This is a genomic window from Adlercreutzia sp. ZJ242 (assembly GCF_011038995.1).
Taxonomy (GTDB): domain Bacteria; phylum Actinomycetota; class Coriobacteriia; order Coriobacteriales; family Eggerthellaceae; genus CAAEEV01.
The window spans coordinates 1-24198 of record NZ_JAAKEE010000007.1; the positions used below are offsets into that span (position 1 = coordinate 1).

Here is a 24198-nt window from a genome sequence, read left to right on the forward strand (position 1 = left end):
AGGGCGCGGGCCCGCCGCCGGGCGCGCCGGCATGCCCGAACCCGCATGAGGGCGCGCCGGGGCGCGCCCTGCCGCGGCAGCGCGCGCCCCGCGCGGGTTGTTCTGCCCCCGCGGCCTAGTTGAACCCGAGGAACCGGACCTCGGGCGCGAGTTCGATGCCATAAGCCTCATGCACTTTCGAAGCGATCAGCGAGATGAGGGCGCGCACGTCGCGCGCCGTCGCCTCGCCGGTGTTGACGATGAAGTTGGCGTGCACGTCGGACACGCGCGCGCCGCCGATGGTCGCGCCCTTGAGCCCGAGCTCCTCCACGAGCACCGCCACGTGCGCCCCCTCGGGGTTGCGGAACACGCTGCCGCAGCTCGGCTCGCCGAGCGGCTGGCTCTTCTTGCGCCGCGCGAGGTTCGCCTCCATCTTCCCGCGGATGTAGAAGGGGTCGGACGGCTCCACGCTCAGCTCGCACTCGAGCACGATCTCGTCAAGCGCGAAGGAGGAGGCGCGATACCCCCACGTGATCTCGGAGCCCGCGCGCCGCTCCAGGCCGCGCCCCGGCCGCAGCGTGGTGACGCTCGCCACGCGGCTGCCGATCCACTCGTCGCGCGTGCCCGCGTTCATGCGCAGGGCGCCGCCGATGGTGCCCGGCGTGCCCACGGCGAACTCGAGCCCCGCGACTGACCGGCGGAACGCCTCCTGCACCACCGCCGAGAGGAGCACGCCCGCGCCCGCGACGAAGCAGCTGCGCTCCGCGTCGAAGCGGAAGGAGCGGAAGTCGCGCCCGAGCGAGATGACCACGCCCGGGAAGCCCTCGTCGGCCACGAGCAGGTTCGACCCGCGCCCCACGACGACCCACGGCACGCCCTCCTTCTCGCACACGTCGACGAGTCGCGTGAGCGCGCCGATGGAGCCCGCGCGCACGTAGAAGCGCGCCGGCCCCCCGATGCGGTAGGTGGTGTGGCGAGCCATGGGCTCGTGAGCGTAGATGTCGCCGTCGAACCGCTCGTCGACGAGAAGCGCCTGCAAGGGCGAGGTATGCCGTGCCGCCATGGGCGCCGCTAGCCCTCGCGAGCCGCGAGCGCGTCGATGATGTGCGGGCCGAGGGCCGTCACGTCGCCCGCGCCCATGGTGATGACCAAATCGCCCTCCTTCGCGAGCTGCGCCATGAAGGGCGCCGTGTCGATGCGGCGGGGGACGTAGTGCGCCTCGGGATGCCCCTCGTGCTCGAGCACCACGTTCAAGAACGTCTTGCCGTTGATGCCGGGCACGGGCGCCTCGCCCGCCGAGTACACGTCCATGAACGTGACGGTGTCGGCCGCGTCGAACGCGCTGCCGAACTCGTCTTTGAGCACCTCGGTGAACAGCCCCGCGCGCGAGTAGCGGTGCGGCTGGAACAGCACGTGCACGCGCGCGAAGTCGAGCGCGCGCGCCGCGGCGATGGTGGCCGCGATCTCGGTGGGATGGTGCGCGTAGTCGTCCACCACCGTCACGCCCTGCTCCTCCCCCACCAGATCGAAGCGGCGGCGCACGCCCGTGAACGCGCGCAGCTTCTCGGCCGCGGCGTCCACGTCGAGCCCGAGCGCGTCGATGAGCGTGAGCACGGCCGCGCCGTTCGACACGTTGTGCATGCCCGGGTTCTGCTTGATGGAGCTCTCCACCTCGCGCCCGTCGGGCAGGCGCAGCGTGAAGGCGGACCCCACGCCGCGCGCCTGCGCGCGCACCACACGCGCGTCGCAGCCCTCGGAGAAGCCGTAGGTGATCACGCGCCCGCGCGCCTCCTTGCGCGCGAGGCGGGTGAGCGCCTCGTCGTCGCCGCACACCACCACGGGCGCGCCGGCGGGCACCGACGCGATGAACTTGCCGAACTGCGCGTAGATCTCCTCGAGGCTCTCGTAGTGGTCCAGGTGGTCGGTCTCCACGTTGGTCACGATGCACGCCGCAGGCGAGAGGAAGGTGAACGACTTGTCGGACTCGTCGGCCTCCACCACGTAGTAGCGGCCCTTCCCGGAATGGGCGTTGGTGCCCCACGCGCGCACGATGCCCCCGATGAGGAAGGTGGGCGAGGCGCCCATGGCGTCGAGCGTGGAGGCGAGCATGGAGGACGTGGTGGTCTTGCCGTGCGTGCCGGCCACGGCCAGCGTGTCGAGGTTGCGACCGAGCGCGGCCAGCATCTCGGCGCGGTGGCGGATCTCCAGGCCGCGGCGGCGAGCCTCCATGAGCTCGGGGTTGTTGTCGAGGATGGCCGTCGAGACCACCACCGTGGGGTTGCCCGCGGGGATGTTCCTGGCGTCCTGGCCGATGAACACCGTGATGCCCGCCTCCTCGAGCTGCTTGGTGTAGCGGCTCTCCTTGAGGTCGGAGCCGCTCACGCGCATGCCCTGGTCATGCGCGACGCGCGCGATGCCGCTCATGCCCACGCCGCCGACGCCGATGAAGTGCAGGGCCTCGGTTTCCACTTCGTTCATGGTTCTACGCCTTCCCTCTCGCGATCAGCCGCAGGCAGGCGCCCGCGGCTCGATACCTCACGCCATTGTAATACGTCACCCTACGCGCGCGCCGCCGCCATCACAACATCTGCCAATCTGGAGGCGGCATCGGCGGTCTTCTGCGCGCGCGCCGCCGCGGTCATGCCCGCGCGCACGCCCGCGTCGTCGACGAGCGTGAGCACCTTCTCGGCGAAGGCGGGATCGCCCAGGTCGGCGTCAGGCACCATGAAGGCGCACCCCGCGTCCACGTACGCGCGCGCGTTGGTGGTCTGGTGGTCCTCGGTGGCGTAGGGGAAGGGCACGAGCAGCGCCGGGATGGCGCGCGCTGAGATCTCGGCGAGCGAGGTGGCGCCGGCGCGCGACACGATGGCGTCGGCCGCGGCGAGCGTCTCCCCCATGCGGTCCTGGTACCCCATCACGTGCCAGCGAGCCTCCTCCGCAGGCGTGAGCGCGAGCGCCTCGCGCACGCTGTCGAGCTCCTTGGGGCCCGTGATGTGCACCACGTGCAGGTCGGCGCGGGAGAGCAGGTCGGGCTTGAGCGCGCAGACGGCCTCGTTGATGTGGCGCGCGCCGAGGCTCCCGCCGAACACGAGCAGCATGCGCGCCTCGTCCGGGATGCCGAGCAGCGCACGTCCCTCCGCACGGCTCGCCGCGAGCACCGAGGAGCGCACGGGGTTGCCCGTGAGGTGCACGCGGCTCTTGTCGGCCACGTCGCGCGCCGAGCACTCGTAGGTCACGCACACGGCGGCGGCCTTCTTCGCGAGGTACTTGTTCGCCATGCCCATGACCGAGTTCTGCTCGTGCAGGACCACGGGGACGCCGGTCTTCTCGGCCGCGCGCGCCACGGGGATGGACACGTACCCGCCGAACCCGACGACCACGTCGGGCCTCACCTCGGCGAACCACTTCTTGGCCGCCGCGGTCGACTTGGCGATCTTCGACACGCCCGTGACGATGGTGGCGGGGTGGCTGCGGTTGAAGCCCGACGCCTCGAACGCCTTGAACGGGATGTCGGCCTGCGGCACGAGGCGCGCCTCGACGCCGTGGGGCGTGCCCGCGAACAGCACCTCGCAGCCGCGGTCGGCGAGCACCTCGGCGAGCGCGAGCGCGGGGTTGATGTGGCCTGCCGTGCCTCCGCCGGAAAGGATTGCGCGCATAAGACATTACCTCCTTGCGCCGGACGGCGAGAGGCGCCGCCCCGCGTGAGACGAGCTGGGACGTGCGGGCGCATGGCCGGCGCCGGCGCGCGCACGCGAGACCGCCGCGCGGGGCCGGGCGGACGCGGACGCGGGCGCGAAGGCGTCGACTTCGACGAAGCGGGCGCCCGAGCGCGGGCGCGACGAGCCACCGCGCGAGCCCGAGCGGCCCGGCGCACGCGACGCGGCGCGCCCGGGATCGCCGTTCGCGCGCACCACGCGCAGATCGGCGCGGCGCTGCTCGTACACCGACGGGGCGTCCGCGGCCTGCGCCACCGACAGGATGAGCCCCACCATGCTGAACGACACGAGGAGCGACGTGCCGCCCGACGAGATGAACGGCAGCGGCTTTCCCGTGGTGGGGAACACGCCGATGGTGCAGCCGATGTTCAGGAACGCCTGGAACACGAGCATGATGGCGAAGCCGCCCGCGATGAGGGCGCCGAACTCGTCCGGCGCGCCGTTCGCGATGCGCAGGCCCGCGAACAGGATCACCAAGAACAGCGCGATCACGACGAGCGCGCCGAGCATGCCGAGCTCCTCGCACACGATGGCGAAGATGAAGTCGCTGTCGGAGGCGAACAGGTAGTCGAACCGCTCGTGGCCCTGCCCGACGCCCACGCCGAACAGGCCGCCCTCCGCGATGGCGTAGTACGAGCGGATGATGTTGTAGCCGGTGCCGTAGCCGCCCTGGCCGTCGTTCCACGGGTCGAGGTAGACCATGCGCCCGCTGCGGTAGTCGCTGCCGAAGATGGCGTAGAGCACGAACAGCACGCCGAGGACGCAGAGCGCCGCGAGGTACTTCGCCGGCACGCCGCCGAGCCACAGCACCGCCACGATGCCCACGGCGCAGATGAGCGTGGTGCCCAAGTCGGACTGCGACCAGTACAGAAACAGCAGCGGCGCCAAGATGAGCAGCAGGATCTGCACGAGCATGGCGCGCGGCTCCATCGAGCCGGAGCGCACGGCGCAGATCACGCGGATGGACATGAGCAGGAAGGCCACCTTGGCCACCTCGGAGGGCTGCAGGCTGATAGGCCCGAGGGACAGCCAGCGCGTGGCGCCGTAGCCCTCGCTGCCCATGAGCGCCGTGAGGGCCAGGAGCACGAGCGCGATGCCCCACGCCGCCCACGTCCACGCGCCGTTCCACACGTGGTACGGGATGAGCTTCCACACCACCGCCATGACCACGACGCCGAGCACCGCGTAGATCGCCTGGCTCCTCACGTCAGCCCACGGCACCTCGCCGGCGCCGGCGAGCGAGGCCGACGAGGCCGAGTACACCATCACGAGCCCGATCACCGTGAGGGCGATCGTCGCGAGGAGCAGCAGGACGCACGGCCCCTGCGCCCCGAGGAAGCTGGCGGACCTCTGTCGCGCGGATGACGCCATCAGGCGCTCCCGCTAGCGCGTCGCGCGCGCGGCGCGCTCGGCCACGAGCTGCTTGAAGACGCGCCCGCGCTCCTCGAAGCAGCTGAACTCGTCGAACGACGCGCATGCCGGGGAGAGCACCACCACGTCGCCCGCCTGCGCGAGCGCCAGCCCCGCGTCGAGCGCGGATTCCATGCCGGCAGCCTCCTCTACGGCGATGCCGTCGGCGCGCAGAGGCTCCATGGCCGCGTGGAAGCGCTCGCGCGCTTCGCCGAAGCACACCACGCCCTTGGCGTGGACGCGGCAGGCGTCCACGAGCGGCCCCAGGTCGGTGCCCTTGTCGCGCCCGCCGAGCAGGATGACGGGGCGCGCGGGCTCGAACGCCGCGATCGCCTTGAGCACCGCGTCGACGTTGGTGGCCTTCGAGTCGTTGTAGCAGCTGACGCCGTCAACGCTCCCGCACGGCTCGATGCGGTGCTCGAGCGGCGCGAAGCTGGCGAGAGCGCGTGCGACCGCGTCGGCGTCGGCCCCGAGCGCCACGGCGCACGTGGCGGCCGCCAGCGCGTTCGCCACGTTGTGTGCGCCCTTGATCTGGAGCTCGTCGCGTGCGGCGAGCACGACCTCCTCGCCGCGCAGGGCCACGCGCAGGCGCCCGTCGGCGCCCACGAAGGCGGCGTTCTCCGCGCCGCACGCCGCGCGCATGTCGGCGTCCACGCCGCGCGCGGTGCCCACGGGCACGTAGTCGAACCCGCGTTCCTCGCGCGAGAGCGCCTTGAGCGCGCGCACCTTGGCGCGCACCTCGTCGTCGGTGGCGTCGAGCACGGCCACCCCGCCGGGCACGCTGCCCAGGTTGGCGAGCACCTTCCACTTGGCCGCGGCGTAGTTCTCGTGCGTGCGGTGCCACTTCACGTGGTCGGGCGTGATGTTGAGCACCACGGCCACCTGGGGCGCGAACGCGCGCGTCGACGCCAGCTGGTAGGAGGACACCTCGGCCACGTAGACGTCGGCGTCGTCCGCCGCCACGGCCTCGATGCACGTGTCGCCGATGTTGCCCACCGCCCGCGCGCGCATGCCGCACGCCGCGAGCACGTGGGCCGCGAGCGCCGTCGTGGTGGTCTTGCCGTTCGTCCCCGTGATGGCCACCCACTTCGACTCCGCGCGGCTCTCGCGCCATGCGAACTCCACCTCGCTGATGACCTCGTCGCTGTGCGCGGCGGCGTTGCGGTAGAACGCCGAGAACTCCGAGATGCCCGGGCTCGCGACGCACACGTCGTAGCGCCCCGTGATCTCCTCGGTGTCGAAGGTCACCTCGGCGCCGCGCGCCCGCGCCTCGCGCGCCCACGCGCGCGCCTCGTCCGTCGCCGCGCCCGCCGCCACGGACATGCCCTCGACGCGCGTGCCGAGGAGGTCGAGCAGGTAGCCCGCGCACGCGCGCCCGCTCACGCCGAGCCCCAGCACGAGCACGCGCCCGAGGTTCTCGGGCGCGAGCTTCCTGCCGTCAACCAGCTTCTTTCCGCTTGCGCTCATATCAAGCCACCACCATCATCGACTCGGCGAAGTACAGCACGAAACCACAGGCCGCGAGCACCCCCGACACGATCCAGAACCGAACGACCACCTTCGTCTCGCTCCAGCCCTTCTTCTCGAAGTGGTGGTGGAGCGGCGCCATGAGGAAGATGCGCTTCTTCGTCCGCTTGTAGTAGAACACCTGGATCATGACCGAGAGCGCCTCGGCGACGAACAGCCCCCCGATGATGATCACCACGAACTCGGTCTTGGTGACCACCGCCAAGCACCCGAGCGCCATGCCGAGCGCGAGCGAGCCCGTGTCGCCCATGAAGATGTCTGCCGGGAAGGAGTTGAACCACAGAAAGCCGATGCACGCGCCTGCGAGCGCCGCCGCGAAGATGGCGGGCTCGAGCAGGTCGGAGCGGTACGCGATGGCCGCCATCACGATCATCACGATCATCACCGTGCCCGCCGCCAAACCGTCGAGGCCGTCGGTGAGGTTCACGGCGTTGCACAGGCCCACGAGCAGGATGAGGTCGAAGATGAGGTAGAGCCACGGGACGGCGATGCCGTCGCCGATGGGGATGACGGTGGTGAGGACGCCGAGGTCGAACGTGTAGACGAAGGGGATCTCCACCGTCGGCGCCACGCCGAGCAGGTTGACCGCCACCTCGACGAACACGGCCGCGATGACGAACTGGCCGATGAGCTTCGCCTTCGGCGTGAGGCCGAGCGAGCGCTCATGCGCCACCTTCGACGCGTCGTCGATGAGCCCGAGCGCGCCCGTGAGCACCGTGGCGCCGAGGAGCAGCAGCGTCTCGGGCACGGGAAGCCCCACGAGCAGCGCCGTGATTATGACGGCGATGAGCATGATGACGCCGCCCATGGTGGGCGTGCCCTGCTTCACGAGGTGGCTCTGGGGGCCGTCGGCGCGCACCTGCTGGCCGATGTGGCTCGACCTCAAAAAGCGGATCCACGCCGGCATGAGGGCGATGGTGAGCACGAGCGACAGCACGATGGCCAGAAACACCAGAAACGTCGGATATGCTGCGAAAAAAGAGAACATGCTAGTTAACCAACCCTTCGACCACGCGGGTAAGGCCCATGAAGTGGGACGCCTTGACGAGCACCGCGTCGCCCTTCTCCAGATACACGTCGAGCTCCTCAAGCACCTCGGCCACCGCGTCCGCGCGCATGACGCGCGCGGGGTCCATCCCTGCGTCGAGCGCGCCCTGCGCGATGCCGCGGGACAGCTCGCCCACGCAGATGAGCAGGTCGAGCGGCAGGCCCGCCGCCACCTCGCCGATGCCGCGGTGGCACGCGGGCGCGAAGTCGCCCAGCTCGCCCATGTCGCCGAGCACCGCCACGCGCCGCCCGGGCACGTCGAGCGCGCAGAACGTGGAGAGCGAGGCGCGCATGGAGTCGGGGTTGGCGTTGTACGCGTCGTTCACGATGCTGAAGCCCCCGCGCGCCGCGAGGACCTCCTGCCGCCCGCTCTCGGGCACGGAGGATGCGAGCGCTGAGGCGATCGCGCCGAGGTCGATGCCGAGCGAGCGCCCCACCGCCGCGGCGGCGCAGGCGTTGCCCACGTTGTGCAGGCCGCGCAGGCTCAGGTGGCACGTCGCGCGCTCCACCGCGAAGGCGGGCTCGGGGGAGGATGCGGCCGCCTCACGCGGGGCCGCGCCGGATGCGGCTGGCGCGCCTGTCGCCTCCGCGCCCGCGTCGGCGCTCGGCGCGGCGGCGAACCCGCAGGCGCACAGCGTGAAGCGCGGGCGCCCCTCGCCGTCGAGCTCGACGTCCTCGGCCCACACGCGCGGGCCCGCGGGCAGATCCACGTTGTCGGACGCCAGCACGGCGGCCGGCACCTCGCGCGCATGCCCCGTGCAGCTGAACGCCGCGTGCCCGCTGCCGTCGTAGGCGACGCACGCCACCGCGCGCTCGGAGAGGCCCGCGCGCTCGGCGATGGAGGCCGCGAAGTCGTCGGCCGCGTTCAGGAACGCGCGGCCCACCCCCGCGGGCAGCGCCTCGAGGAGCTCCGCCTTGGCGCGCGCGATGTTCTCGCGGCTGCCCAGAAGCTCGATGTGGCTCTCCCCCACGTTCGTGACGATGCCCCACTCCGGGCGCACCACCTCGCACAGCTGCGCGATCTGGCCCAAGCCCCGCATGCCCATCTCGACCACCACGCACTCGGTCTCGGGGTCGGCGGCGAGCAGCGTGCGCGGGACGCCCAGCTCGTTGTTCTGGTTGGCCTTCGTGGCCACCACGCTTCTGCCCGCGCGGACCACGTCGCGCACGAGGTTCTTCGTGGTGGTCTTGCCCGTCGACCCGGTCAGCGCGACGACGCGGCCCCTGAGGTGGCCGCGCCACTCGCGCGCCAGGTCGGTGACGGCGCTGTAGGTGTTGGGGACCTCGATCACCGAGGCGCCCATCTCGCGCGCCAGAAGGCGCGTCTCGCGGTCGAGCGCGTCGCACACGAGCGCCGCGCGCGCGCCGGCGCGCAGGGCGGCCGCCACGAAGTCGTGCCCGTCGACCCGTTCGCCCGAAAGCGCCACGTAGAGCCAGCCCGGCTCGATCTCGCGCGAGTCCCACGAGATGCCGCAGACGAGCTCGGAGGCGTCGATGGGATCGACGACGAAGCTGCCTCCCGTGTAGGCGGCGATCTGCTTGTGGTTGAGGCGCATGGGCTACTTCACCTCGGTCGCGTCATGCGGCTGCGAGCCGCCGGCCGCGCCGGTTGCGTCGCCGAACGCGCGCGTGAGCTCCTCGGCGGCCACCACGCGGTCGTCGAAGGAGAGCACCTCGTCGCCGACGAGCTGATAGTCCTCATGCCCCTTGCCCGCGACCAGGATGCTGTCGCCCGGCTCGGCGAGCGCGATGGCGCGCGCGATGGCGCGCCGGCGGTCGGGCTCCACCTCGAAGCGCCCCGCGCCCTCGGTCATGCCGGCCAGGATGTCGTCGATGATGCCGAGCGGGTCCTCGTGCCGCGGGTTGTCGCTCGTGACCACGGCGAAGTCGGCCGCCAGGGCCGCGCGTCCCATGATGGGGCGCTTGCTCGCGTCGCGGTTGCCGCCGCAGCCGAACACCACGAGGGTGCGCTGCGACGAGAGCGCCTTCACCGACGAGAGCGCCTTGGCGAGCGCGTCGGGGGTGTGCGCGTAGTCGACGTAGACCGACACGCCGCCGTCGGCGGGCACCTTCACGCGCTCGAGGCGGCCCGGCACCGACGGCACGTCGGCGAGCGCCTCCACGATCACCTCGGGGGCGATCCCGAGCTGCATGCCGATGCCGAAGGCGCACATGACGTTCTCCACGTTGAAGCGCCCCACGAGCGGGTAGGTGAAGTCGAAGCGGCGGCCGCGCACGTCGAGCACGACGTGCGTGTGCGCCGCGGCGTAGTCGACCTCGACGGGGAAGATCTGCGCCGAGGAGTCGAAGCCGAACGTGATGACGGCGTCGCCCGCCGCCGAGCAGCGGCGCAGAAGCTCGAGGCCCCACTTGTCGTTCACGCTGATCACGCGGCGCGCCGGGTAGTCGCGTGAGAACAGGAGCGCCTTCGCCTCGAAGTAGGCGTCGAAGGTGTGGTGGTAGTCGAGGTGGTCCTGCGTGAGGTTCGTGAACGCCGTGACGGCGAACTGCGTCCTCCACGTGCGCACCAGGTCGAGCGCGTGCGAGCTCACCTCCATGGCCACGACGTCGCAGCGCGCCGCGCGCATGCGCGCGAACGTCTCCTGCAGGTCAGGCGACTCGGGCGTGGTGTGCTCGGAGCGCTCCTGCACGTCGCCGATGCGCGTGCCCACGGTGCCGATCACGCCGGTGCGCTTGCCCGCCACGCGCGCGATGTGCTCCACCAAATACGTGGTGGTGGTCTTGCCGTTGGTGCCGGTGATGCCCACGAGCTGGAAGGCAGCCGACGGCTCGTCGAAGAAGCGCGTCGCCGCGTACGCCATGGCCTTGCGGCTGTCCGACACCACCACCTCGGTGACGTCGGTGGCGTCAGCCAGGTACACCTTGCGCTCGACCACGAGCACGCGGGCGCCGCGGTCGATGGCGTCCTGCGCGAACGAGTGGCCGTCGGTGGTGAGTCCTACGATGCAGAAGAACATGTCGCCTTCGCTCACGCGGTCGCTGCGGTAGGCGAGCCCGGTCACTTCCTCGTCCGCGTTACCGATGATGGTGCATTCAAGCCCCTCGAAGAGCTCGGCGCATGTCTTGCCCATGATTCGCTCATACCTCCGGCACGATGTTGTACTGCTCGATAGCATTCGCCATTATATCCTTAAACGTAGAGGCCACCGAAGCCTGGCTGTAAACCTCGTTTGCACTCACAAAACAAACTAACTGGCTCGAGGAGTTGTCGATGAAGCCGGTGAAGCACAGGTTGTACTTGCCCTTGACGTAGCCGCCCTCGCCGGCGATCTCGGCCGTGGAGGTCTTGCCCACCACGTCATAGCCCTCGATGTTGGCGGCCGTGCCCGTGCCCTCCTGCACCACCGTGCGCAGCATGCTCTTGATCTGCTCGAGGGCGGCCTCGTTGTCGGTCACGCGCTTGGTCTCGTACTCGGGCACCTCGCCGCTCTGCGGATACGAGATGAGGAAGTGAGGCGTCACCGCCACGCCGTCGTTGGCGATGGCCGCGTAGAAGCGCGTCATCTGCAGCGGCGTGCAGGTGAGGCCCTGCCCGAAGCTCACGTTGTAGCCGGTGATGCGCGCCCACTCGTCGAAGTCCTGCATGAGGCCCGACGCCTCGCCGGGGTAGTCCACGCCAGTGGCCTCGTTCAACCCGAAGCGCTCGATGGCGTCGTTGAGCTTGTCGAAGCCGGCCTTGTTGATGGCGAGCGAGATGCCCACGTTGGAGGAGTTGTTGAGGATCTCGCGCAGCGTCATGGTCACGTCGCCGCGCGCGTGCGCGTCGGAGATCTTGTACTCGTCAGCCTGGATGTAGCTCGGGCAGAAGAGCGTGTCCTCCGCGGTCATGGCCCCGGACTCGAGCACGGTGAGCGCCGAGACCGCCTTGAAGATGGAGCCGGGCTCGAACGCCTGCGTGACGGCTGTGAGGTTGTCCGAGCCGACGTCGGACTCCGCGAGGTTCGTGGGGTCGAGGTAGGGCAGCGAGCAGATGGCGTAGATCTCGCCCGTGGCGGCGTCCATCACCACCGAGTTGCCCTTCTCGCCCGCGATGGCGGGGTCCTCCACGCCCGCCTTGAGCGCTTCCTCCACCACGTTCTGCAGCTTGATGTCGAGCGACACCATGATGTCCTGCCCGTCGACGGCCCGCGTCTGCTCCTTCACGCCGCCGGGGATGGGCGTGCCCTTGCGTCCGCGCTCGGCCTCGTAGGTGCCGGGCGTGCCGCGCAGGACGTCGTCGTACTGCAGCTCGAGGCCCGTGATGCCCTCGCCGTCGACGTTGCAGATGCCGATCACCTGCCCGCCCACGGCGCCGTTGGGGTACTCGCGCCGCGTGTCGTCGATGAAGTAGATGCCGTCGAGCTCAAGCTCGCGCAGCTGCGCGGCCTTGTCCACGTCAGCCTGGCGCTTCACGTAGACGAAGGTGGCGCCGGGCGTGCTGAGCGCCTCCTTGTAGTCGGCCACCTCGCCGCCGAGCACCGAGGCGATCTTTTTGGCCTCGTAGCTCGCGTCGGTCACCTCGGCGGGGTTCGCGTAGACGGTGGTGGCGTCGACGCTCGTGGCGAGCACCACGCCGTTGCGGTCGTAGATGGTGCCGCGGCGCGGCGTGGTGTCGAAGCTCACGGTGCGCGACTCGCTCGCCATGGCGGCGTAGTGGTCGCTCACGATGACCTGCAGGTAGAACAGCCGCGCGAAGAACACGACCACGATGATGCCGAACAGCGCCATGACGAAGGCGAGGCGCGCCGAGCCCATGGCCTCGGTCAAGGCCCCGAACTGGGTGTTCACGGTATCGGAGAAAGAAGACGCGCGACCAGCCCTGCGGTCGCGCGCACGGCGAGGCTCGCGCGAGCCGCGGCGGTCGCGCGCGTTGCGGGGACGGGACGCCAAGGGAGCCCCTCTCACATGCCCGCGGCGGCCGCGACGCTGCCTGAGAGCGAGAGCGCGCCCGTCTCGTCGGTGACCACCACGTCAGCAGGCAGGTTGATCTTCACCGTCTCGGTCGCCGGCGCCATGCCGAGCGCCGTTGCGGCGCCCTTCACGGCCGTGGGGTTGGTAAGCGTGCTCTGCGCGACCTCGAGCTGGCTGCCCGTCACGCGGGCCTCCTCGATCTGCGCGCTGAGCTGCTGGGACTCTATCGCGGTGGCCACCGTCGCCGAGCTTAGGGCAATGCGCGCGACGCTCAGGAGCGCGAACGCCAGAAGCATGGCAACCGCCGCCGTGGCGAGGACCGCCACAGAAGAAGAGCGCGGCTCGCTCTGGACGGAGCGGCCGCGACCGGGCACGACGCTGATGTCGGGGCGCGCATGCCGCTCGCGCTCCAGGGCGCGCGCTTGGAAGTCGTACGCTGGCGCTGCGCTCATGGGCCTGCCCTCCTTCTGCTTCGTTTCGTGTGCGTTTCAGCGGGCGAGAAGGACTCAGGCGCGCTTGAGCGCCACGCGCAGCTTGGCGCTGCGGGCGCGCGGGTTGCGCTCGACCTCCCCGGGCGTGGGCGGAAGCGGCTTGCGCGTGACTACGTCGAGTACCGGCTTCTTGCCGCACACGCACACCGGAAGGTCCGGCGGGCAGGTGCAGCGGTTCGCGAACGCCGCGAACGTGTCCTTGACGATGCGATCCTCCAGGGAGTGGTAGCTGATGACGGTTATGCGCCCGCCTGGGTTGAGCCAGCGGACCGCCGCGTCGAGACCGCGACGCAGGACGGTCAGCTCCGAGTTGACTTCAATCCGAAGCGCCTGGAAGGTGCGCTTGGCAGGATGCCCCCCGGCGCGGCGCGCCGAAGCGGGGATGGCTGCCTTGATCACGTCGACCAGCTGCCCGCTCGTCTCAAGCGGCGCGTCCTCGCGGGCGCGCACGATGAACTCGGCGATGCGGCTCGCCCACCTCTCGTCAGAGTAGGCGCGAATGATCCGAGCGAGATCTGCTGCGTTGTAGGTGTTGACGATCTCTGCTGCGGTGAGGGTGGTGTTACCCGGATCCATTCGCATGTCGAGCGGGGAATCCTCCTTGAAGGAGAACCCGCGAGACGGCGTGTCGATCTGCACGGAGGAGACGCCCAGGTCAAAGAGTATCGCATCGATGCCGGGGACCTCTGCCTCCACGAGAAGCTCGTCGAGGTTGCCGAAGTTGCCGCGCAGAAGCTCCAAGCTCGGGCGGCGATCATCGGGTATCTGGCCGAGGCGCTCGGCGGCGCTTGCGAGCGCCACCTCGTCCTGGTCGATGCCGATGAGCACGCCTTCGCTCCCAAGCCGCTGCGCCGCCTCGAAGGAGTGGCCGGCGAAGCCCAGGGTCGCGTCAACGAACACGTCCCCCGCTTCGAGCCTCAGCTGCTCAAGGCATTCGGCGAGCATGACTGGTATGTGCCGGTATTCGCTTGTCATCACGCTCACGTCTTACGACTAGTCCTCGTAGAACATCGACGGGTCGAAGTCCTCGAAGTCCTCGTCGTAACGCTTCGCGTCCCAGATCTCAAAGTAGCCCGTGTTGCCCACGAGCACGACGTCCTTGTCAATGCCGACTGCGCTGCGCACGTCCGCCGAGAGCATGATGCGCCCGGAGGAGTCCACCTCCACGTCGTCAGCGCGCGACTTCAGAAAGCGGCGCGCCTTGGTGTGGGTGCGGTTCGTCGAGCGGAACTCGCCGAACCTCTCGGCGAGCATCTGCTTGACCCAGTCGTCGAAGATCGGTCGGTCGAAAACGCGAACGTACTCGTCCGTGGGGTCGGGGGTTACGATAAGCTCTGTAGGAAGTACCTTGCGGAATTTCGCGGGAAGGGCCATGCGGCCTTTGCTGTCGACCTTGAAGCGAAACGAACCGTACAGCTCAACGGGCTCGTGCGGTTGAGCGGTGCGCTGCGCCTCTGTGACGGCGTCGGCCATGGGGTCCTTTCCGTGCTGCGTTTAGGCTGGGTTTCGAATCGTGTTGGTGGTGCGTTTCAAAATCCCGGCAAGGTAGTGTTCCGTGGAATGCATATTACCCCACATCGACCCACTTCGCAACATTTTGCTGCACCTAAAGTGCTTTTTCGAGCCACTTTCGGCGCGGTGGACGGAGGCTCCGAAGCCGTGCAGGGTGCCGCAATATAGCGGCGTTTCAACGCGTTTTGAGCTTGTTGGCGCTATATGTTGTGGTTTTCCATTTTGGTCTCCACCCTATCTGGGAAGGCGGTGGGGCGAAGTGGGGGGGCGCGGCGGCGCGAAGCGAGGCTTGGGGCGCGCATGACGCGCCCGCCCGACCGTCATCCGCCCGTCACCGCGCCCCTACGTTCCCTCCACATTTCGGGCCGCCAGAGCCGGCGAGCGGCGAGGGGCACGCGAGTCCCTGCGGGCCCCTACCCCTTCGCGCGCGGGTGGGCGGCGCGGTACTCCTCCTGCAGGTGGGTGCGGTCGACGTGCGTGTAGATCTGGGTGGTGGAGATGTCGGAGTGGCCGAGGATCTCCTGGATCACGCGCAGGTCGGCGCCGCCCTCGAGCATGTGCGTCGCGAACGAGTGGCGCAGCGTGTGGGGGTGCAGCCCCGCGATGCCGACCGCCGCGCCCGCGCGCTCCACGATGCGGTGGACGCCCTGGCGCGAGAGCCGCCCGCCGCGCGCGTTCAGAAACACCGCAGGCAGGTCAGCCGCGCGCGGGGAGGTCGCCTTCATGCTGAGCGCCGGGCGCGCCTCGGCCAGGTAGCGCCCGAGGCTCTCCGCCCCGCAGCCCGACAGCGGGGCGATGCGCTCCTTCGCGCCCTTGCCCACCACGCGCACGAACCCCTCGTCGAGGTACACGCTGCCCACGTCGAGCCCGCACGCCTCGCTCACGCGCAGGCCGCAGCCGTAGAGCACCTCGAGCAGCGCGCGGTCGCGCACGCCTGCGGGCGCGGGGTCGCAGCACGCGTCGATCACCCGGCCCACGTCGGCGACGCTCAGCACGTCGGGCAGCCGCCCGGGGACCTTCGGCAGCGCCAGCGCGCTCGCCGGGTTGTCGGCGGCGTAGCCCTCGCGCACCAGGTAGCGGTGCAGCCCCTTCACCACCGACATCCGCCGCTTGACCGACGAGGGTGCGTAGCCGCGCGCGATCACGTGCTCCTCGAAGTCGCGCAGCACCCCGCGCGTCACCTCGTCGGGGCGCGCGATGCCGCGCTCGGAAAGGAACGCCTGGTAGTCGCGCAGGTCGCGCTCGTACGCCTCCACGGTGCGCGCCGAGGCGCCGCGCTCTATGCGCAGGTACGCAACGTACTCGCCCACGTATGCCTCGATCATCGCGCCGCCTCCTTCCGCCACGCGCCCTTCCCCACGTGCCGTCAATTGTAGCGCGGCCTCCCGCCCTGCCCGCGCGCGGACAGGGCGGCTCCCACGAAGTCGCGGAACAGGGGGTGCGGGCGGTGCGGGCGGCTCTTGAACTCGGGGTGCCCCTGGCTGGCCACGAACCACGGGTGGTCGGGCAGCTCCACCATCTCGGTGAGGCGCCCGTCGGGCGAGAGCCCCGAGATCACCATCCCCGCGTCCACGAGGCGGTCGCGGTAGGCGTTGTTCACCTCGTAGCGGTGGCGGTGCCGCTCGTAGACGACCGCCTCGCCGTACGCCGCGGCCGCGCGCGTGCCGGGAAGGACCTTGCAGGGGTAGGCTCCCAGGCGCATGGTGCCGCCCTTGTCCTCCACGTCCTCCTGCTCGGGCATGAGGTCGATCACGGGGTGGGCGCACGCAGGGTCGAACTCGGCCGACGTGGCGCCCTCGAGCCCCGCCACGTGGCGCGCGAACTCGCACACCGCCGCCTGCAGCCCCAGGCAGATGCCCAGGTAGGGCACGTCGTGCTCGCGGGCGTAGCGCGCCGCGGCGATCTTGCCCTCGAACGCCCGCTGCCCGAAGCCGCCCGGCACCAGGATGCCGTCCATGCGCCCGAGCACCTCGGCCGCGTTGGCGTCGGAGAGCTCCTCGCCGTCGACCAGGTGCACGTTCACGTGGCGCCCGTGGTGCACGCCCGCGTGCCCGAGCGCCTCGATCACCGACAGGTACGCGTCGGGCAGGCTCACGTACTTGCCCACCACGGCGATCTCCACCTCCCCCTCGCAGCTCGCCGCGTCGCGCAGGAAGCCGCGCAGGTCGCTGAGGTCGGCACAGCGGCGCTCGAGCCCCAGGCGGTCGAGCACCTTCGCGTCGAAGCCCTGATCGGACAGGCTCAGCGGCACCTCGTAGATGGAGGGCGCGTCGATGCAGGCGAGCACCTCGTCGGCGGCCACGTCGCAGAACAGCGCGATCTTCTCGCGCACCTTCGCCGAGATCTCGTGGTCGGACCTGCAGACGATGAAGTCGGGCTGCACGCCGACGGAGCGCAGCTCCTTCACCGAGTGCTGCGTGGGCTTGGTCTTCACCTCGTGCGCGGCCGCGATGTAGGGCACGAGCGTCACGTGCACGAAGATCACGTCGCCGGCGGGCTTCTCCTTCTTGAACTGGCGCGCGGCCTCGATGAACGGCTGGCTCTCGATGTCGCCGATGGTGCCGCCGATCTCCGAGATCACGATGTCGGCGCAGCTCTGGTCGGCGATCCGGCGCAGGCGCTCCTTGATGGCCTCGGTCACGTGCGGGATCACCTGCACGGTGCCGCCCAGGAAGTCGCCGCGGCGCTCGCGCGCGATGAGCGTCTGGTAGATGGAGCCCTGCGTGAAGTTTGACTCGCGCGTGAGGTTCTCGTCGATGAAGCGCTCGTAATGCCCCAGGTCAAGGTCGCCCTCGTGCCCGTCCTCGGTCACGAACACCTCGCCGTGCTGGAACGGGCTCATGGTGCCGGGGTCCACGTTGAGGTAGGGGTCCATCTTCTGCATGGTCACCTTGTACCCCCGCGCCTTCAGCAGATGCCCGAGCGACGCCGCCGTGATGCCCTTGCCCAGCGACGACACGACGCCGCCCGTAACGAAGATGTGCTTGGCCATGATGCTCTCCTTCCCGCCCGAAAAAGAAAAAGCGCCGCACGGCGCCGTCATGAGACGCCCTGCAAACGCCTTTCTATTCTACGAGCCGCCCCGCCCGCGCTCCCCGCGCGCCCCCTGCTTTTTACAAAGGCGAAACGAAAGCGCGGCCGCCTTCGCTATAATACGTTGGTACGCGCTATTCGTGCGTACGCCTCCACTGACAAGCACGACGAGAAGGGGCAGGCCCACACATGCAGCGCGGCTTCGACAACGACAAGTACATCACCCTGCAGGCAGAGCACATTCGCGAGCGCATCAACCAGTTCGGCGGGAAGCTCTACCTCGAGTTCGGCGGGAAGCTCTTCGACGACTACCACGCCTCCCGCGTGCTGCCCGGCTTCGAGCCCGACTCCAAGATCCGCATGCTCAGAAGCCTCATCGACGACGCGGAGATCGTGATCGCCGTCAACGCCAACCACATCGAGAAGGCGAAGGTGCGCGGTGACCTGGGCATCACCTACGATGACGACGTGCTGCGCCTCATGGACATCTTCCGCTCCATGGGCTTCATGGTGGGCAGCGTGGTCATCACGCACTACGCCAACCAGCCCGCCGCCGACGCGTTCCGCAAGCGCCTCACGTCCATGGGCATCACGAGCTATCTGCACTACCCCATCACGGGCTACCCCTACGACATCGACCACATCGTGAGCGAGGACGGCTTCGGCCGGAACGACTTCGTGGAGACCTCGCGCCCGCTCGTGGTGGTGACCGCGCCCGGCCCCGGCTCGGGCAAGATGGCCACGTGCCTCTCGCAGCTCTACCACGAGAACAAGCGCGGCGTCGTGGCGGGCTACGCCAAGTACGAGACGTTCCCCATCTGGAACCTGCCGCTCAAGCACCCCGTGAACATCGCGTACGAGGCCGCCACGGCCGATCTGGCCGACGCGAACATCATCGACCCGTTCCACCTGGAGGCCTACGGGAAGACCACCGTCAACTACAACCGCGACGTGGAGATCTTCCCCGTGCTCAAGGCCATGATGGAGCGCATCCTCGGCGAGAGCCCGTACCAGTCCCCCACCGACATGGGCGTGAACATGGCCGGCATGGCCATCGTCGACGACGACGCGGTGCGCGCGGCGGCGAACATGGAGATCGTGCGCCGCTACTTCCAGACCGCCGTGAAGGCCAAGCGCACGGGCACGGGCACCGAGGAGGTGGAGAAGCTCGAGATGCTCATGAACCAGGCGGGCATCAACGCGAACCTCTCGCCGGCGCGCTCGGCGGCGCTGCTGAAGGAGGAGATGACGGGCGGCCCGGCGGGCGCGATGGCGCTGCCGGACGGCACGGTGGTCACCGGCAAGACGGGGAACCTCCTCGGCGCGGCCTCGGCGCTGCTGATGAACGCGCTCAAGGGCGTCTCCGGCGTCGACGACGAGCTCTACGTGATCTCCGACGACGTTCTCGAGCCCATCTGCCACCTCAAGACCGAGCACCTGAAGAGCCAGAACCCGCGCCTGCACTCCGACGAGACGCTGCTGGCGCTCTCGATCAGCTCGGTCACCAACCCCATGGCCGAGCGCCTCATGGAGAACGTGGACAAGCTGCGCGGCTGCGACGCCTACTTCAGCGTGATCATCTCGTCGACCGACGAGAAGCTCTACCGCACGCTCGGGATCAACGTCTGCTGCGAGCCGAAGTACGAGCAGCACCGCTACTACCACAAGTAAGGGCGGCAAAAGCAAAAGCGGGGCGGTCGCCGCCCCGCTTTGGTCTTCGCCCCTTAGAAGCTGAAGAAGTTCCTCGGGTTGATGGGAGTGCCGTTCACCTCGATCTGGAAGTGAAGGTGCGGGCCGGTGGACAAGCCGGTGGAGCCCACGTACCCGATGAGGTCGCCCGCCGACACCTGCTGCCCGACGGATGCCGCCGTCTGGCTCTGGTGCATGTAGATGGTGCGCACGCCATCGCCATGCGACACGATGACGGAGTTGCCGCCCGTGCCGTACCAGCCCACGTACGTGACCGTGCCGGACTTCGCGGAGAGGATGGGCGTGCCCGACGAAGCTCCCAGGTCGATGCCGTTGTGCGAGCCGGTTATCGGCGAGTAGCCGAACTCGCAGGTGACGCCGTAGTAGCCGGGGCACGGGCTCGTCCAGCCGCCCGTGTTCGGCACCGCAGCGCTCGCGCCGCCGCCCGAGCTCGCGCCCGAGCCTGCGCTCTGCTGCATCTGCTGCACGTACTGCTTCTCGAGCTCAGCACGACGCGCCGCCTCCTCGGCAGCGATGCGCTCCTGCTCTTCCTTCGCCTGCAGAACGGCGATCTCCTCGGTGACCTTCGCAAGCTGCGTCTCCATCGACGCCTTGGTCACCGCGATCTCCTCCTGAGCCGCCTTCGCGTTCGTCATCTCCGCGGCGGCCTTCTCCTGCTGCTCGCGATAGTCCGCCTCGGCAGCTTCCGCCTCGGCACGCGCGTCCTTGCTCTCCTGAATGAGGTCGGCGTCCTGCCCGGCGATCATCTGGATGGCATCCCACGAGACGAGGAACTCCTCGAACGTCGAGGTGCCGAGGAGCACCTCGACGAGCGAGGCGGAGCCGCCCGTCTTGTACATGCCGCGCGCGCGGTCGCCCAAGCGCTCCTGCAGGTCGGCGATGCGCTCGCGAGCCTCCTCGGCGCGCGCCTGCGCCTCGTCAGCGGCAGCCGAAGCGGCTTCGTGCTCGGCCATGGCGCGCTCGTATTCGGCATTCGCCTCGTTGAGGTTCGTCTGCAAGGCGTCGATGGCGGCGGCGATCTCGTCTGCCTCCACCTGCTTCTCGCTCGACGTCACGGCCCATGCCTGCTGCGGCGCGGCAGCTCCCGCGCCCAAGGCGGGTACCGCCAGCACGCTGGCAAGGGCGCAAGCCAGCGCAGCTCTGCCCATTCGCGTTGTGGTTTTAGTCATGTATGCATCCTCACTGCTGCTTGGCGCAAAAGTTTCGTTCATGGTACCAGTCTGCGCTCAGGGCAGGCCGATCTTTCATCAAAGGTGCATACGCGCAGCTAGCGCAGGAAAACGTCCGCGATGTGCTTGTAGAAGCCGTCATGGCCGAGGCGCAGAAGGCGCGTGGGGCGCTCGCCCGTGCGCACGCGCACGCGCCTCAGCGCGCCCGAGAACCCCACCGCGTCGCCGTCTACGAAGACAGACACCTCGCTGCGCCTCTCGTCGACGCCGAGGCGCACCTCCACCACGTCATCGCCCTCGGTGACGATGGCGCGTGACACGAGCGTATGCGGCGCGATGGGCGCCACCACAAGCCCCCGATGGCGCGGCGACACGAGCGGGCCGCCCGCCGAGAGCGCATAGGCCGTCGAGCCGGTGGCCGTCGCCACCACCACGCCGTCGCCGCGCATGCGCAGCACGCCCTCTTCGGCAACCGCCACCGAGAAGTCCACGATGCACCCCGACGCCGCGCGCGCCACCGCCACCTCGTTCAGCGCGAAGCACGTCAGCGACTCGGCCGTGGTGGCGATCTCCACCACGGCGTTCACGCGCTGCTCCTCGGTTGCCGCGCCCGCAAGCGCCGCATCCACCATGTGCGCGACGCTCTCCACGCACGGGTTCGCCAAAAAGCCCAGATGCCCGAAGTTCACGCCCAGAACCGGCGCGTCGAGCGCGTGCGCCACGCGCGCCGACTTCAGAATGGTGCCGTCGCCGCCGAGCACGACCACCAGCTCGAACGGCGACGAGAGCGAGAGCCGCTCGAGGGCCTCGTCAAGCGCGTCCCCCATCACGCATGACGGCAGCGCACGCGAGTCGAGCACCACGTGCTGCACCTGGCGCTTCTCCAGATGGCGCGAGAGGCCGCGCACGGCGCGCGCCGCCTCGGGGTTCGCGTTGTTGACGACCGTGAGAATCCGCATGGAAGGCCCTCTCCTACGCCCCTGCGCCCAGGCCCACGGCGACGTCTGCCGCACCCGCGCCCTCCAAGCTGCGGCATCGGGCGCGCGCGCCGTCTCCGAAGAACTGCTCGTACCACACGATGAACGTGTAGAACGACCAGATCTGCTGCATGTGCGAGACTTCCCCGCCCCTGTGCTCGTCGAGCAGGCGCACCAGCTCCTCGGGCTTGAAGAACTCGCGCGCCACCGCGCCCGTGAACGCGTCGCGCACGCGCGCGTAGTACTTCTCCTCACGCAGCCACACCGCCAGAGGCGACGGGAACCCGAGCTTCTCCTTGCGGTACACCGTCTCGGGCAGGCGGCGCGCGGCGGCGTGGCGCAGCGCTATCTTCGACTCGTCGTCATGCGCGCGGAACCGAGCCGGGATGGTGAGCGCGAGCTCGAGCACCTCCTTGTCCAGGAACGGCACGCGCAGCTCGAGGGAATGCGCCATCGACATGCGGTCGGCCTTCAGCAGGATGTCGTAGGCCATCCACGTCTTCATGTCCACGTACTGCAGCTGCGTGACCGCGTCAGCGTACGCCACCTCATCGTAGTAGCGCTTCGAGTACGCCTGAGGATCCTCGCTCACGATGGCGTCCGCCAGATAGCGCTGGCGATCCTCGTTCTCGAACACGTAGTCGGCGCGCGAGTTGCGCTCCCAGGGCTCCATGGCGCCGTGCGTGAGGAAATGGCGGCCCTTCATCTGCGGCAGCGCGCCGGCGAGGGCCCCTGCCGCGCGGCGCAGCGCGCGGGGCACCTTGCGCTCGTAGGCGGCGATGTGGTCTTCTTGCAGGTAGTTCGGGTATCCGCCGAACAGCTCGTCAGCCCCCTCGCCCGAGAGCACCACCTTCACGTGCTTCGCGGCGTTCTCCGCCAGGAAGAACAGCGGGTTCTCCGACGGATTGGGCAGCGGCTCGTCCATCACGTACTGGATGTCGGGCATGGCGTCGAAGAAGTCGTCGGCGGAGATCTTGTTCGCGATGTTCTCCACGCCGAGCCCCTCGGCGAACGCGCGCGCGTAGGACAGCTCGCTGTACTTCTCCTCCTCGTACCCTACCGAGAACGTGCGGATGGGAGAGCCTTCGTGGAACACCCGCTCCACCACGTAGCTCGAGTCCACGCCCGACGACAGAAAGCCGCCCACCTCCACGTCGGCGATCTGGTGCGCCTTCACCGACTCCGTGAACACCGCCTCTATGCGGTCCGCCCACTCGTCAAGCGAGAGCGTCTCGTCTATCCTGTAGCGCATCTCGTAGTAGCAGCCGGTCTCGAAGCTGCCGGTCTCGGCGCTCCACTCGAACCAGTGCGCAGGCAAGAGCTTGCACACGCCCTCGAACAGCGTGTTCTCGTACGGGATGTACTCGTAGGAGAGGTACTCGGGGATCTTGGCGCGGTCGATGCGCTTCACGAAGCCCGGATGGTCCATGAAGCACTTGATCTCCGAGCCGAACATGAACTCGCCGTTCTCGCGATAGTAGTAGAAGGGCTTGATGCCGAAGATGTCGCGGGCACCGAAGAGCTTGCCGGTGTTCTTGTCCCAGATGACGAACGCGAACATGCCGCGCAAGCGGTCGAGCACGCCCCTGCCGTACTCCTCGTACCCGTGCAGGATGGTCTCGGAGTCGCTCTCGGTAGTGAACTCATGCCCGCGCGCGAGCAGGTCGGCGCGCAGCTCCTGGTAGTTGTAGATCTCCCCGTTGAACACCAGCACGCGCGAGCCGTCCTCGTTCAAGATGGGCTGGCGCCCGCCTTCGAGGTCGATGATCGACAGGCGGCGATGTCCCAGCGCCATGCGCTCGTCCACGTAGTAGCCCGCGTCATCGGGACCGCGATGCCTGATGCGGTCGCCCATGAGCTCGATGGTCCGCCGCGGATCCTCCACGCGCTTCGTCAGGTAAAAGCCGGTAATGCCGCACATAAGACAATCCTCTGCTCTCTCTTCGCGCCGCGCTCACACAAGCGGGCGAGTTCAGGTGAAAACGAGCGGGCGACCTCGGACCTCCGCAAAGACGCGCCGCAGGCGACCACGCAGCTCGCCGCGAGGACGTCGAGCGCGTCGACCACGGGCACGCCCGCCACGCACGGCGGCATGCCGAGCACGGAAAGCTCCGTGCAGCCCAGCACGACGCCGTCGCAGCAGCGCTCGGCGAGCGCCTCCACCAGCGGCGTGAGGCTCTCAGGCCCGGGCACGTCCCCCCTCTTCACGCGGTCGTAGATGACCTCCATCACCGCGCGCTGCTCGTCAGGGGAAAGGGGCGCGAGCTCGAGCCCCTCCGCCGCGAGCGCACGCGCGTACACGCCCGTCTGCATGGTGCCGTCGGTGGCGAGCACGCCCACGCGGCGAGCCCCTCCGCGCGCGAGCAGGCGCGCGGAGGCGTCGGGCATCGGCACGAACCGCGCGCGCGTGAGCGGGGCGGCGATGTCTTCCAGGCGCGCATGCGAGGTGTTGCACGGCGTGGCGAGCACCGTGCAGCCCGCCGCCTCGAGCTCGCACGCGGCCTGGCGCATGGGCTCCACGAAGGAGCGCGCGCCGGGCACGCCGAGCAGATACGCCGTGCGGTCGGGAATCTGCGGGCGGCAGAGCACCGTGACGTCGAGGTGGTCCTGGTCACGCTGGGCGTCGGTGAACTCCACGACGCGCGTCATCAGCCGCGCCGTGGCAGCAGGCCCCAACCCCCCGATGATGCCGAGCTTCTCCACGCGCGCGCACCGC

19 protein-coding genes are annotated in these 24198 nt (G+C 69.4%); 1 reads left to right on the forward strand and 18 read right to left on the reverse strand.

Annotated elements, in window-relative coordinates; genetic code table 11:
* Positions 1–115 precede the first annotated feature (115 nt).
* The 14 genes from murB to G7Y49_RS03245 form a co-directional block, all read right to left on the reverse strand.
* Positions 116–1042 carry a UDP-N-acetylmuramate dehydrogenase gene (murB, locus tag G7Y49_RS03180; protein ID WP_165171140.1) on the reverse strand — a complete coding sequence of 309 codons (927 nt, stop codon included), beginning with the start codon at positions 1040–1042 and terminating at the stop codon, positions 116–118.
* 8 nt (positions 1043–1050) lie between these two features.
* On the reverse strand, positions 1051–2457 hold the full coding sequence (gene murC / locus G7Y49_RS03185) for a UDP-N-acetylmuramate--L-alanine ligase (protein ID WP_165171142.1): 1407 nt from the start codon (positions 2455–2457) through the stop codon (positions 1051–1053).
* An 80-nt stretch (positions 2458–2537) separates the two neighbouring features.
* On the reverse strand, positions 2538–3635 hold the full coding sequence (gene murG / locus G7Y49_RS03190) for an undecaprenyldiphospho-muramoylpentapeptide beta-N-acetylglucosaminyltransferase (RefSeq protein ID WP_165171144.1): 1098 nt from the start codon (positions 3633–3635) through the stop codon (positions 2538–2540).
* Between the two features lie 6 nt (positions 3636–3641).
* Positions 3642–5066, reverse strand: coding sequence for an FtsW/RodA/SpoVE family cell cycle protein (locus G7Y49_RS03195; RefSeq protein WP_165171146.1), 1425 nt, complete (start codon positions 5064–5066; stop codon positions 3642–3644).
* 12 nt (positions 5067–5078) lie between these two features.
* Entirely contained in the window at positions 5079–6572 is a 1494-nt protein-coding gene (gene murD, locus G7Y49_RS03200) for a UDP-N-acetylmuramoyl-L-alanine--D-glutamate ligase (protein ID WP_165171148.1), read from the reverse strand.
* Position 6573: 1 nt separating this feature from the next.
* The gene (gene mraY, locus G7Y49_RS03205) at positions 6574–7620 is read right to left on the reverse strand and encodes a phospho-N-acetylmuramoyl-pentapeptide-transferase (protein WP_165171150.1); all 1047 of its coding nucleotides are present in this window, start codon (positions 7618–7620) and stop codon (positions 6574–6576) included.
* A 1-nt stretch (position 7621) separates the two neighbouring features.
* On the reverse strand, positions 7622–9235 hold the full coding sequence (murF, locus tag G7Y49_RS03210) for a UDP-N-acetylmuramoyl-tripeptide--D-alanyl-D-alanine ligase (protein ID WP_165171152.1): 1614 nt from the start codon (positions 9233–9235) through the stop codon (positions 7622–7624).
* Positions 9236–9238: 3 nt separating this feature from the next.
* Complete coding sequence (locus G7Y49_RS03215; protein ID WP_165171154.1) at positions 9239–10771, reverse strand: UDP-N-acetylmuramoyl-L-alanyl-D-glutamate--2,6-diaminopimelate ligase; 1533 nt, start codon at positions 10769–10771, stop codon at positions 9239–9241.
* Positions 10772–10778: 7 nt separating this feature from the next.
* The gene (locus tag G7Y49_RS03220) at positions 10779–12569 is read right to left on the reverse strand and encodes a penicillin-binding protein 2 (RefSeq protein WP_241157244.1); all 1791 of its coding nucleotides are present in this window, start codon (positions 12567–12569) and stop codon (positions 10779–10781) included.
* A gap of 11 nt (positions 12570–12580) precedes the next feature.
* Positions 12581–13042, reverse strand: coding sequence for a cell division protein FtsL (locus tag G7Y49_RS03225; protein WP_165171156.1), 462 nt, complete (start codon positions 13040–13042; stop codon positions 12581–12583).
* Positions 13043–13096: 54 nt separating this feature from the next.
* A complete protein-coding gene (gene rsmH, locus G7Y49_RS03230; RefSeq protein ID WP_165171238.1) occupies positions 13097–14056 on the reverse strand; it encodes a 16S rRNA (cytosine(1402)-N(4))-methyltransferase RsmH in 960 nt (319 codons plus the stop codon).
* An 18-nt stretch (positions 14057–14074) separates the two neighbouring features.
* A complete protein-coding gene (locus G7Y49_RS03235; RefSeq protein ID WP_165171158.1) occupies positions 14075–14554 on the reverse strand; it encodes a division/cell wall cluster transcriptional repressor MraZ in 480 nt (159 codons plus the stop codon).
* Between the two features lie 452 nt (positions 14555–15006).
* Complete coding sequence (locus G7Y49_RS03240; RefSeq protein WP_165171160.1) at positions 15007–15918, reverse strand: site-specific tyrosine recombinase; 912 nt, start codon at positions 15916–15918, stop codon at positions 15007–15009.
* A gap of 41 nt (positions 15919–15959) precedes the next feature.
* Positions 15960–17585 (reverse strand): CTP synthase, encoded by a 1626-nt coding sequence (locus G7Y49_RS03245; protein ID WP_165171162.1) that lies wholly within the window; start codon positions 17583–17585, stop codon positions 15960–15962.
* Between the two features lie 230 nt (positions 17586–17815).
* On the opposite strand from G7Y49_RS03245, the gene G7Y49_RS03250 reads away from it, so the two are divergent.
* A complete protein-coding gene (locus tag G7Y49_RS03250; protein ID WP_165171164.1) occupies positions 17816–19297 on the forward strand; it encodes a DUF1846 domain-containing protein in 1482 nt (493 codons plus the stop codon).
* A gap of 53 nt (positions 19298–19350) precedes the next feature.
* Here the strand turns inward: G7Y49_RS03250 and G7Y49_RS03255 are convergent, their stop codons facing one another.
* The 4 genes from G7Y49_RS03255 to G7Y49_RS03270 all read right to left on the reverse strand — a co-directional run bounded on the left by G7Y49_RS03255 (position 19351) and on the right by G7Y49_RS03270 (position 24185).
* Entirely contained in the window at positions 19351–20505 is a 1155-nt protein-coding gene (locus tag G7Y49_RS03255; protein WP_165171166.1) for a M23 family metallopeptidase, read from the reverse strand.
* A gap of 98 nt (positions 20506–20603) precedes the next feature.
* A complete protein-coding gene (locus tag G7Y49_RS03260; protein WP_165171168.1) occupies positions 20604–21464 on the reverse strand; it encodes an NAD(+)/NADH kinase in 861 nt (286 codons plus the stop codon).
* A 13-nt stretch (positions 21465–21477) separates the two neighbouring features.
* Positions 21478–23403 (reverse strand): asparagine synthase (glutamine-hydrolyzing), encoded by a 1926-nt coding sequence (gene asnB, locus G7Y49_RS03265; RefSeq protein WP_165171170.1) that lies wholly within the window; start codon positions 23401–23403, stop codon positions 21478–21480.
* Positions 23376–24185: an aspartate/glutamate racemase family protein gene (locus tag G7Y49_RS03270; protein ID WP_165171172.1), complete on the reverse strand. Its 810-nt coding sequence runs from the start codon at positions 24183–24185 to the stop codon at positions 23376–23378. Before G7Y49_RS03270 ends, asnB begins: the two co-directional genes overlap by 28 nt.
* Between the last annotated feature and the right edge of the window lie 13 nt (positions 24186–24198).